We start from the raw sequence: 11,764 nt of genomic DNA, 5'->3' as shown, positions 1-11,764 counted from the left end.
CGAATCAGCGCGTGGGGTTTGGCGATTTCGGCTTGGCAGTAAGTTTCTTGGGGGAGACGTTCGATATAGAAGCTAGAACCGATGGGAACGGAGCCTTCTGGCGTTTCTAGGGGGAAATGTGGCGGCTCGATGGTTATCGGGGTTGGTGGCGGTGCTGGGTTGGGAAGATCGAGTGGCCGCTTATCTGTTGATGCTGAAGCTGGCTGGGGGACTTCTGCAAGTGCGCGCCAATCTTGAATCCCTAGTTTTTCGCAGATATCTTGAAATTTACGGCGATCGACTGGTTTACCATTAACGAAGTTACTAATAGTCGATTGTGCGAATCCCAGTTCGTCGGCTAAGTCATTTTGACAAAAAAAGTTATGATGGACGATAGTTTGGATTCTACCAATCTCCTCCAATCGCAGTCTGACTGAGCGCGGCATCGATCTCTCCTGGAAAATAGAATGCGATTTGATGAATAGGGAACAGATCGTTACTATTCGATGCGCTAATTTACTAAATTAATAATTTAATTATTCACCCTATTTCTAGCATGATGTAATTCTAGTGAATTCTCGATAATAAGTCAATTGTAACTAAATCACAACTCAATATTTACAGGTCTTAACTCAGCTCTGGGCGTGCTTTGATATGATTAGATCCGTGTGAAATTACACTTTATCCCCATCAATGACGACGATCGAAGACGCACCCTATGAGTATAGAGTTGGGGGGAGCTTACCAGAATATGCGCCCAGCTATGTAATGCGAGAAGCCGATCGCGATTTTTACGATGGGTTAAAATCTGGTGAGTTTTGCTATGTATTTAACTCTCGCCAGATGGGTAAAACCAGCCTCTTGGTAAGGACGCTCCATCGGTTGCGAAGTGAGGGTATTGCTTGTACGACGATCGATGTTTCGGGGCGGGGCAGTGGTAATATTCTCGCAGAGCAGTGGTACGCGGGAATTGCTTACACTTTAATTAAGGATTTCAAATTAGCCAATCCGCTCCAGTTTATGAAAACTTGGTGGCAAGAACGCGATTTTCTCGCGCCACCCCAGCGATTGGCAGAAGCGATCGAAACAATTTTATTACCTAATACTACCACGCCCATTACGATTTTTATCGACGAAATCGATAGCACGTTGAGTCTAGATTTCTCTACCGATGATTTTTTTGGTTTAATTAGAAATTGTTACGATAAACGAGCGACAGATCCCAATTATCAACGTTTGAATTTTGCCTTGATTGGCGTTGCTGCACCTTCTAATTTAATTTCCGATAAAAGGCGCACGCCATTTATTATCGGTCGCGCGATCGAACTAACAGGTTTTAGTATTGATGAAGCGCAGCCTTTAGCGATCGGTTTAAAAGATTGTGCCGATAATCCGCAAGCTGTCTTAGCCCAAATTTTAAATTGGACTGGCGGACAACCTTTTTTAACTCAAAAACTTTGCTATTTATTAGTCAAGCAGCATCAATTTATCCGCGCAGATGTAGAACGAGAAGCGATCGACAAGCTAGTTACTACCGAACTAATTACCGACTGGGAAAGTAAAGATAATCCCCCACATTTTAAAACGATCGCGACGCGCCTAACTGCTGATGAAATGCGATCGGGTAGTCTGCTAGGATTATACCAACAGATTTTAAATTATACAAATATCACACTCGACGATCGCTCGGAAGAACGCGAATTACAGCTATCGGGAATTGCGGTAAAATTTGGCGATCGATTAAAGGTTGCCAATCCCATCTATGCCGCCATCTTCGATCGATTGTGGGTGGATAAACAATTAGCTATTTTACGACCTTATAGTGCAGTAATTAAAGAATGGTTAGAGTCGAACAAACAAGATAAATCTCGACTGTTGACGGGTAAAGCATTAGAAGATGCCCTTACCTGGGCTAAAGGTAAAAACCTCAGCAATTTAGATAGTCTCTTTCTCAATGCTTGTCGCGAACAGCGCATCTACGCAGCCAATCAAGAAGTACTCCAGCAACGTATCAAACAACTATGGTTGCTATCGGGAATTGCGACGATCTGTGCCTTGTGCGCGCTCTATTTAGGCTCGGAATCACACCGCGAAAAAGAAAAAGCCCAAATTGCCACGATCGGTGCTAAAAATGCTCTCAATCAGGCATTAATTAAATCCGATAATTCTAAAAACACCCTTGAAACTCTAATTGGGACTTTAGAAGCAACGCAATTATTTCAAGAGCAACAACAGTCATTGAATCAAATCGATCGCCAAAAGTTACAACAAGAAACAAGTACGAATCTTCAGTACGCTTTATATGGCACCCTCGAAAAAAATCGTCTCAGGCATGACAATACAGTAACGGGAACTAATTACAGTCCCAATGGTAAATTTATTGCTTCGGTTAGCAAAGATAAAACCCTTAAAATTTGGCAAGTAGATGGTAAATTAATAACGTCAGTTATTCATCCACACGTCTTACTCAATCTCGCGATTAGTAGCGATAGTCAGCAGATCGTGACAGTTGGCGATGATGCCGAAATTAGAGTTTGGAACGATCGAGGCGTACAATTATTCCCCCGACTAGAACAACGCAACCATAACGATAAATTTAGTCGCGTTACAATTACTCCCGATACCCGTTATGTCGCTGCTGCAACTAATAATGACTCTCAAGATGCCGAAATAATTATTTGGGAACGCCAGAGCGGACTAATAATTAAAAACTTAAAATTTCCTCGCTATCCAGTCACTACTGGTAGCGATAAATCCGATCCATTAGAAAATCGCACTCATAGTTTTCGCGATCTTAAATTTAGTGCCGATGGTAAATTCCTGGCCGCAGCTAGTACCGACACTACAATTAAAGTCTGGCAATGGCAACTAGATCGCCGTCCTCAAATTCTCACAGGACATCAAGATTGGGCTTATTCTTTATCCTTTAGCAACGATGGTAAATGGCTAGCATCAAGCGGTGGTGGTAGCGATAAAAGCTTGGAAACATGGGAGATTAAAGCAGATATTTTTAATCTAAAAAAAACTATAGAAAACATTCATGACGACGGTTTTTATGTGACTTTCGATCCGAATACACGTCAACTAGCTACTGCGGCATCGACATTAAGGATTTGGGACTTCGATCGCATTGTCGCTCATCCTAATTCGACGATTGTACCTACCGATTGGGGTAATATTTTATTAACGACGATCGGCTCTATTCAATCAGAATACAAAAGTATTAATTATAGTCCTGATGGCAACCGAATTGCTGTCGCCGCCACCGATTATCAACTCGTCATTTGGGAACCAGATCGATCGCTTAAAAGAAATATTAGCGCGAGTAAATTGTCAATTAAAAAAGTAATTTACAGTCATAATGGTAAATATATAGCTACCGCTGGATCGGATAAAATGATTAGAATTTGGCGATCGAATGGTACGCTGCTCCAGACAATCAAGGGACATAAAGATTGGATTTTTGGACTGAGCTTTAGTTCCGACGATCGTTCGATCGCCTCAGCCAGTGAAGATAATACAGTTAAAATCTGGCGCGTATCCGATGGTAAACTGCTACATACATTAAAACACGATAATTTTGCCTACGATGTGAGCTTTAGTCCCGATAATCGCTATCTCGCTTCTGTCGGCGAAGATGGTAAGCTCAAGATTTGGTATGCCAAGAATGGTAAGTTTCTCAAAGAGTTTAAAATTACTAATAACGATCATTGGCTGTGGAAAGTAACATTTAGTCCCGATAGCCGCTACTTAGCCACAAATACCACTGCTGGAGTCGAACTTTTTCGGACTAGCGATTTTGTCAAAGTCCGCACCCTCGACGATAATGGTCGCAAGATGAAAACTTTAATGCAAACTAGTTTTAGTAATGATAGTCAAACGATCGCCGCTACTGGTATCGATGGCATCGTCAGATTGTGGAATGTTAACGATGGTAAGTCTCTAGCTAAATATAAAGCACATCGCGATGCGATCCATGACATTCAATTTAATGCTAGCTCTCAAGAAATGGCTACAACTGGCAATGATGGTACGATTAAGTTTTGGAATCGTAATGGCGAACTCCATCGGACGATCGAAGGCTTTAACGGTTTGAGTGTAGCATTTAGCCCCGATGGCTCTACCTTTGTTGCTGCGGATAAAAATGGCGTGATGAAATTCTGGAATTTAGCTAAACTAGAACGTAAATATCTCAGTCTCGATGCCGCCTACGCCAAAGGCTGTCGCCAATTACAAGAATACCTCGCTCATCGCCAATCCACCCATCCTAACTCCGAAGAGTCTTCGATTGAGTCTATTTGTAGATAGGGAATAGAGGATAGGGGATAGGGGATAGAGGATAGGGGATAGGGAATAAAATCCCCTCCTCTCCTGAGGGAGAGGCTACGCCAACGGAGGGGTGCCCGACAGGGCGGGGTGGGTAAGATCTCCGCAGCTCACTAACTCCTCCCACACTCCGCACACTCCTCGACAACCCCGCGTCTATATAGTACAATAGTATCGAAATGACATCTACCGTCTATGCAACTCATCCAACGGAAAACCCTAATTTATCAAGCAGGTAATTCTGATAAAGTCTATGAAGTCGATTTATCGGAGGTAGCGACCGATCGCTATATGGTAAATTATCGTTATGGCAAACGAGGCGGTACGTTGCGCGAGGGTGCGGAGACAGTTGCAGCGGTACCCCTTGTTGAGGCGCAGAAGGTGTTCGATCGATTGATACGATCGAAAGTAAGTAAAGGCTATTTAGAAGCAAGTGCAGCGGCACCTAGCACGGTTGCAGCGCAGGCGATTCCAGTTAGTGATGACGATCTGGATGCCAGAGAGCGAGCGATTTTGGCGAGATTGATGTTGGCGGTAAATAATCGCAAGGCAGTCGCCAAGCCTAGAGAATGGCAGATAAGTAGAGCAATTTGGCGATCGGGCGAGTTACAATTGACCGCAGCCGCACCGTTGTTGATGCAATTATGGGGCGATAATCCTCTAGCGAATTATAGTATTGCTTGGGCTTTGGGTAATTGTGGCGATGAAAGTGCAGTGGCGATGTTAGACAATGTTTATCGCCAAGCAAATGCACCCGCGCACATTCGCCGGATTGCGCTCGAAGCTCTATTCAAACTCAATCCTACCCAAGCAGCTCGACTGCGGGATGAATTAATTCTCAAGTTACCTCAGCCATTACGCGATTTAATTCAGCGTGGAGCAGAAATAGAGGAGATCGATCGAGCATTACAAGGTTATTTAGCTACGGCTAAACCTAAGCAGTTCGATGTGCTGGATATATTCTACCAAATCGATAGCGAATTTACTCGCCCGATCGTAGTTAACTTCGTTCGAGTTGCACCTTTTACGCCTAACTATTTTCAGCGATTGCGGCACATTTTTAAGATTGCTGAATATCGTCAAGATGCGGAAGTATTAGGAATTTTAGCTTATCGACTCGAAACAACTTCTCAATATTATAATAGTAATGGTTATTGCATTGATATTCCGAATAGCGATCGATATTTAACGCAAAACTGGGCATATAATTCTAAAACTGGTCGATACGAAGCGGCACAGACTAGCGAATTTAAAACAGAAATGAATCGAGCGGATAGCCAATTAGCTTATAGTGGTAAGACTCGTAATTACTTGCGGCGGCGAGTTTGGCGATCGCTCGGAGTTCTAGGTGAAGAGAATCGTACTGAATATGCACAGCTAGCCACAGGTATACTTTTACAATATAGCGATAACGATGCCGTACCGCCACAAGATAGCGGCGATTGTCGGTGGGATAAATATGCTCCTTATTTAGCATTCAATCACATTCTTTATACTAATAGTCCCCGCTATCTATTAGATTCTGGTAATGATATCTGGAGATGTCGCGCTAAATATAAAATTGGCGATCCCGTGCCAAATGTCCGCGAAGAAGCTTTCCCCCAATTGTGGGAACGATCGCCCGATCTATTACTGCAATTATTAGTCCAGAGTCAGTGTCAACCCATCCATGAATTTGCAGTCAAACCTCTAAAAACTTGCAGCGAATTTTGTCAGAAAATTCCGATCGATATCCTAATTCAACTATTAGAGCAACCATACGTAGCTACCGCCGAATTTGGGTTTGAATTGGCGAAATCGAGATATCAAGCAGATAATCCCCAGCACGATTTAATCCTGGCAATTGCTAATTGTGAGTATGCACCAGCCCGCAGTCAAGCACATCAATGGCTGCAAGCACAAATCGATCGATTCTGCGCGGACGATCGTTTAATTGCCGCATTAGTACTCAGTCGCCAATCGGATACGCAACTATTTATCCGTCGAATTTTAGGGACGGTAAATATTCCCGATCCTACCGTACAAATCATTATCGGACGGATCATAGCTGAATTACTCAACTTTGACGAGGCAAAGGTTGAAATTGTTGAAAATGCTACCCAAACGTTGACTACTTGTTTCCCAATTCAATTAAGATCGATTGGGTTAGAAATAGTGTTAGATCTGCTGCGCCATCCGATTCCGGCTTTACAAATTTGTGGGGCGCAAATTTTATTAAACCATCAAACTAATGTTCTCGATTTACCAGCAGGATTAATCGATGCCCTGATCGAATCTCCAGTCGAATCGGTTCGTGTCATTGGCGTACAACTATTCGGACAATTACCCGATGAAATTTTACTCGAACGAATCGAACTAATTATGGCATTTGTTACCCATGAGTTACCAGAAATTCGGACGACAATGCGATCGACGATCGCTCGACTCGCGGCTGGACATCCCACATTTACCACCACATTAGTCGATCGATTAATCGTTATATTATTAGCACCAGAAAAAGCTGAAGGACTGCATACATTTATCTCGCAACTGCTCCAAACTGACGTGCCAAATTGGATGAAAGCTACCAGTATCGAAACTACCCAGATGCTGCTAAAATCTGCTGCTACAGCCAGTCAAGAGCTAGCTGGCAAAATTCTCCAAGCTAATAGTTCACAATGGGCGCAAACATTAGATACCGAAAAAATTGCCGAACTCAGTCATCATGAAGTTCTCGCCGTTCGCGCATCTAGTTGGCAGATGTTAACTCAAATATTACCTCGCTTGCGCCAACAAGCTGGCGAATTACTCACCGCCACAATGGTAATGGCATCAAAATGGGAAGACTCCCGCCAGTTTGGTTTTCAATTGTTTGGTGAAACACTTACTCCCGCCGAACTCAGTCCGGCGATTGTAATTAGTATCTGCGATAGCAATCGCGAAGATGTTCGCAAATTCGGACGCGATTTAGTCGGTAAATGTTTTCAACAACAAGATGGTTTAGAATATTTACTTAAATTTAGCGAACATCCCACTACCGACATGCAGCTATTTGCCAGTCAATATTTAGAAAGTTATGCCGCAGGTAATCTGGAAAGATTTCAAGAATTAATGCCGTATTTTACTCGCGTTCTCGCCCAAGTCAATCGCGCTAGAGTTGCCAAGCAACGCATCTTTACATTCCTCAACAGCGAAGCTGTTAAAACCGAAGCTGCTGCTAAATTAGTCATCGAAGTTCTCACTCGCCAATCGGCTTCAATTGCGATCTGCGAAAAAGCTCGTGCGTTGGAAACTCTACTTAAAATTCATCAATTGTACCCACAATTATCAGTACCAATTTTTATTAAGCCATTACCTATGAAAACATGATTTCTCTAATATCTATATACTCGATTCGCGATCGGGTTGAGCAAGTTTAGTCGCTCGATCCTGCTCCAACAGTTCTGCAAATCTGCCAATATCTTGAGGTTGATGCCATTGAGGATGCGGATTTGCATAAGCACGATCCGCAAGAGTTTCAAAAGCTTCAATATCGTCAGGATGGGCGATTACATAAGATCTCAATTCAGCTTGAGACATCACTTTAAAATCTGGTTTCATTAATTAAACCTCCAGAACCCGTTTGGATTAATTGTTATCTCAATTCCTTCCCCAGCTAACATAAACATGTCACCAGTACGTCGATCGAAACGAACTAAATATATCGGTCTATACATCCTTGTTAGATCCTGCGATAGTTGAAGACAAGTCTCTGCTTGAGCCGATGTCGAACTGAAATTAGACATTAATTATCTAAATACTATTATAACTAACCTAGTTTATCCAGTCACCATCACCGATCGATCGAAATAAAGGACAATATTAATGGAATTTAATTATAGCTATTCAGGTAACAGTAGAATTTCTGGCAACGGCGATCGGACTAATATGTCTTTTGCGCCCGATGTCACCCGTAGTCCCACTTATTTTCGGGGCGAATTGCGGCAAAATATTGCTTTTCGCGAAGCAATTAGCGCACTCCACGATGTCGTCGTCTCAGACTTACGTTTTCAACCTAAAGACAAAACCGCCTATAAAGAATGGGCGGCGCAACGCAACGATCTCGATTGGCAACTTATCGCCACCCAAAGACAAAGCGTTACCGATAGATTGCGCGAATTAGATGCCGAAATGAGCGACTTGCGCCGTCGTAGCTCGGAACGAACCAGCGAATATTACAAATCCGTGCGCCGTTATTTCGACTACCTGTACCAAAAAGATCGCGATGCGTGGTTTGTATTAGATCCGGTAATTACCGTGCATCCTGACGAAGTATTCTTCGAGTGCTTCAGTCAAGACGAATCTAGCTATGGGCGACTCGGCGCGAGCTACGAAGTTTTTAAAAACGTTGGCGACTTCGCCTGCGGGACGACAAATGTCGATTATTCCGCCGCTTTGTACGATGAATTTCAAAAAATTCGCACTTATAAATCCACCATTTTTGAAGTAGATCCCTCTGGTTTTGGTGTCGAAACTGCGGGCGAGGCGGCTTATAAAGAGGTGAAAATCGATTTGCCCGACACATGGGTGCGCGGCTTCCTGCAAGTCAATTCAGCGATGTCCTTGCCCGCTGTCAGCTTCGATCTCCACCCGATGGATATCTATAATCTTTGCTTGGTACTCCGCCGCCGTAAAGAGAAAAATGGCCCCCGCAGTATGAAATATATCCTCAAACCAGGCGAACCAGTTCGCGTAATTTTCGAGCCGTGGAATTTGGAAGTAGTTTGCGATCGATCTTTTTATCAAGGTAATAAACCCGAAGAAATTCGCGTTTGGGGAAGAAGACGGTTATTAATTTTAGAACGATTGATTCCCGTCGCGCGTAAATTTACCGTTCACTTATTAGGCACGGGTTTACCATCTTTTTATGTTGCCGATCTCCACGATTTATCCTTCACGCTCGGTTTATCCGGTTGGACGGCAAATGATTGGGCAAAAGCCGGAAATTTCGATCTAATGGCTCCCCGCGCGACGGTAGATGATTGGACGAAACAAAAAGTATTTGCCGGATTGCAAGAAAATTGGCTCGAATCTCCAGATGCGCTGGCGAAAAGATTGAAACTCGATCGCAGCTTAGTGTTAGGTGCCTTGAGTGCTTATACCCAAGCTGGACGCGCGATTTTCGATCTGAACAAACAAGTCTATCGCGTTCGCGAATTGACTCAAGAACCACTCCCGATCGATCGATTGAGATTTGCTAACGATCGCGAATCAGCCGCGACTGGATTCTTAACTAAAAAAGTAGTTAAAGTCGATAGTTCGAGTATCGATACAGGTGGTACGCTCCATTTAGCCGGGACGATAAAAATTCAATCGCAAACATACAAACCCACTCTAGAGATCGATCGAGACGAGCGATTAATCGCTGCTAATTGTACCTGCAATTGGCACCAGCAGAATAAGTTATTCAAAGGCCCTTGCGAGCATATTCTGGCGGTAAGAATGCAGTATCAGCAGTCATTAGTCAGACTGTAATAAGCTGTTAATTATTTAAATCTCACTCCAATCTTTAATAAAAGCCTGGGCTTTTTTATAAATCGGACTGGTGGATGAGATTTTTTTAGCTAAATCGATCGCGGCTTTTAACTCACCCCGATCGGCGGTGGCGATCGCCTCAACTAGGCGTGCGGCATCGGTACTGACGATTTGGGCTTGGGCATAGTCAGGATTATTTTGGGAAATTTGCTTGGCTGAAGCGATCGCTTCTTTGAGCTTACCGCCATCGACTAATTTCATGACAGCAGCCAAATTTGTGGTGGCTGTGTTATTGCTATTAGTTATAGGTGCTGTAACTGTCGGCGATGATTCGATCGGAGTTTCAACAACCACATCCGGCACTATGGGTGTAGGTTTGGGGTGGGTAAATAGATAGATGCCCAGAATTGATGCTAACCCGGCTAACCCACCGATCGCGATCGGCAACCACGGAATCGGGCGGGACGATTTGGCGTTGGAATCAGCTCCTGCGACTGGCAAGCGGGTTTGTACCTGTGTTTCGAGATCGGGTGTCAATCCAGTTTGGGCGGTAGAAACCGATTGAATAGGCTGATGCTTGCCTAATTCGATCGGGCGGGGTTGGACTTGTGTGCTTCCCTCTACTGGGGGTGGCGACACGATCGAAGTAACTGGAATCGGCGTGGGCGTGACATTAGGCGACGATTTAATCGGCTGGGCGATCGTTTCTTCGAGAGGAAGGTTGGGAGTTGAGGCGATCGGCTGGGGCAGGTTGGGAGTTGCCGCAATCGGTTGAGCGATGGTTTCTTCGAGGGGAAGGTTGGGAGTTGCGGCGATCGGTTGAGCGATCGTTTCTTCTATGGGTGTGGGAATTACCTTGGCGATCGTTTCTTCTGTGGGCGTTAAAATTACATTGGCCATTACATTGGCCATCGTTTCTTCTATAACCGTTAAAATTACATTGGCCATCGTTTCTACTTCGGGTTGTGGGGCAACCGGACGCGGTTGGACGATCGTGCTGCCTTCAGCGGTAATATTGACACCAGAGCTGGCAATTGCAGCTTGGAGAGCTTGATTGAATTCGGCTACCGATGTAAACCGGAGATCGGGAGTTTTTTCCAGACATTTGCGGGTAACGGCTTCTAGACTAGCTGGTAAATTACCGCAATTGGGTTGCGATCGCAATGAAATCGGTTGCTCGGAAGTATGAGCGATAATCCACGAGGCTTCGCTCATCGGGCGCGGTTTGATATTAAAGCCAAAGGGATCGGCACCACTGAGCATCTCATATAAAATTACGCCCAAACTATAAATATCCGATCGGGCATCTAGCTCGCGATCTCCCATCATTTGTTCGGGTGAAGCATAGCGGAGCGTGCCTAAAAAGGTATGTGTCAGGGTTTGGTTTTGCCGATCTTTATAGCGAATTTTAGCAATCCCAAAGTCTACAATTTTTACCCACTCGCCCAAATCTGTCGGTTGTAGAAAAATATTATCTGGCTTGAGATCGCGATGGATTACCGCTTCGATATGTTCGCCATCGGGTAAATCTACCCCTTGATGCGCCAACAGCAACCCGTTGCAAATTTGACTGATAATTTTTGCCGTCCGATCGATCGATAGTTGATGCTCTTCTCTAAGTAATTCTCCCAGTGTAAAACCGCGTAAATACTCCATCACATAAAAGGGATATCCTTCTGGGGTGATTCCCGAATCCATAATGTTGACAATATGCTCGTTAGATAGGGCGGCACAAATAGCAATCTCATGCTCGAACCTTTGTCTCATTTCTGGCGATTCTACCAGGTTATCTTTGAGCAGTTTTAATGCTACTTGTTGCCCGATCCGGGTATCTGTCGCCAAAAATACATCTCCCATCCCGCCGCCACCCAAGCGTCGATCCAACCGATATCGCTGATTATCGCCAAGCAATCGACCGATCCAGGGATTAGAGTGATAAGGAGCATTCATAGCACAAAGTTTAATT

6 protein-coding genes and 1 pseudogene are annotated in these 11,764 nt (G+C 44.2%); 3 read left to right on the top strand and 4 right to left on the bottom strand.

The window, feature by feature from the left end; genetic code table 11:
• Window positions 1-425: pseudogene (locus tag RMO79_RS01840) on the bottom strand (hypothetical protein); the annotation flags it as partial.
• A 247-nt stretch (window positions 426-672) separates the two neighbouring features.
• On the opposite strand from RMO79_RS01840, the gene RMO79_RS01835 reads away from it, so the two are divergent.
• Together RMO79_RS01835 and RMO79_RS01830 are read left to right on the top strand one after the other, a co-directional pair.
• Entirely contained in the window at window positions 673-4,287 is a 3,615-nt protein-coding gene (locus tag RMO79_RS01835; protein WP_310481348.1) for an AAA-like domain-containing protein, read from the top strand.
• Between the two features lie 213 nt (window positions 4,288-4,500).
• Window positions 4,501-7,653, top strand: coding sequence for a WGR domain-containing protein (locus RMO79_RS01830; protein WP_310481347.1), 3,153 nt, complete (start codon window positions 4,501-4,503; stop codon window positions 7,651-7,653).
• Window positions 7,654-7,665: 12 nt separating this feature from the next.
• Here RMO79_RS01830 and RMO79_RS01825 read toward each other — a convergent pair whose 3' ends face one another.
• Window positions 7,666-7,884 (bottom strand): DUF6887 family protein, encoded by a 219-nt coding sequence (locus RMO79_RS01825; protein ID WP_310481346.1) that lies wholly within the window; start codon window positions 7,882-7,884, stop codon window positions 7,666-7,668.
• Window positions 7,884-8,069 (bottom strand): DUF6888 family protein, encoded by a 186-nt coding sequence (locus tag RMO79_RS24415; protein WP_396136494.1) that lies wholly within the window; start codon window positions 8,067-8,069, stop codon window positions 7,884-7,886. Before RMO79_RS24415 ends, RMO79_RS01825 begins: the two co-directional genes overlap by 1 nt.
• A 79-nt stretch (window positions 8,070-8,148) precedes the next feature.
• On the opposite strand from RMO79_RS24415, the gene RMO79_RS01820 reads away from it, so the two are divergent.
• Window positions 8,149-9,798, top strand: coding sequence for an SWIM zinc finger family protein (locus tag RMO79_RS01820; protein WP_310481345.1), 1,650 nt, complete (start codon window positions 8,149-8,151; stop codon window positions 9,796-9,798).
• Window positions 9,799-9,813: 15 nt separating this feature from the next.
• Here the strand turns inward: RMO79_RS01820 and RMO79_RS01815 are convergent, their stop codons facing one another.
• Window positions 9,814-11,748 (bottom strand): protein kinase domain-containing protein, encoded by a 1,935-nt coding sequence (locus RMO79_RS01815; RefSeq protein ID WP_310481344.1) that lies wholly within the window; start codon window positions 11,746-11,748, stop codon window positions 9,814-9,816.
• Between the last annotated feature and the right edge of the window lie 16 nt (window positions 11,749-11,764).

This window comes from Chamaesiphon sp. VAR_48_metabat_403 (genome assembly GCF_031422475.1).
In the GTDB taxonomy this organism is placed as follows: domain Bacteria; phylum Cyanobacteriota; class Cyanobacteriia; order Cyanobacteriales; family Chamaesiphonaceae; genus Chamaesiphon.
Note: the sequence above shows the minus strand (reverse complement) of the source record. Positions and strands in the feature narration are given on the sequence as shown.

Bases quoted from the DNA above. Each gene is read 5' to 3' on its own strand.
- RMO79_RS01835 (WP_310481348.1), top strand. From the start codon at position 673: ATGACGACGATCGAAGACGCACCCTATGAGTATAGAGTTGGGGGGAGC.
- RMO79_RS01830 (WP_310481347.1), top strand. From the start codon at position 4,501: ATGCAACTCATCCAACGGAAAACCCTAATTTATCAAGCAGGTAATTCT.
- RMO79_RS01825 (WP_310481346.1), bottom strand. From the start codon at position 7,884: ATGAAACCAGATTTTAAAGTGATGTCTCAAGCTGAATTGAGATCTTAT.
- RMO79_RS24415 (WP_396136494.1), bottom strand. From the start codon at position 8,069: ATGTCTAATTTCAGTTCGACATCGGCTCAAGCAGAGACTTGTCTTCAA.
- RMO79_RS01820 (WP_310481345.1), top strand. From the start codon at position 8,149: ATGGAATTTAATTATAGCTATTCAGGTAACAGTAGAATTTCTGGCAAC.
- RMO79_RS01815 (WP_310481344.1), bottom strand. From the start codon at position 11,748: ATGAATGCTCCTTATCACTCTAATCCCTGGATCGGTCGATTGCTTGGC.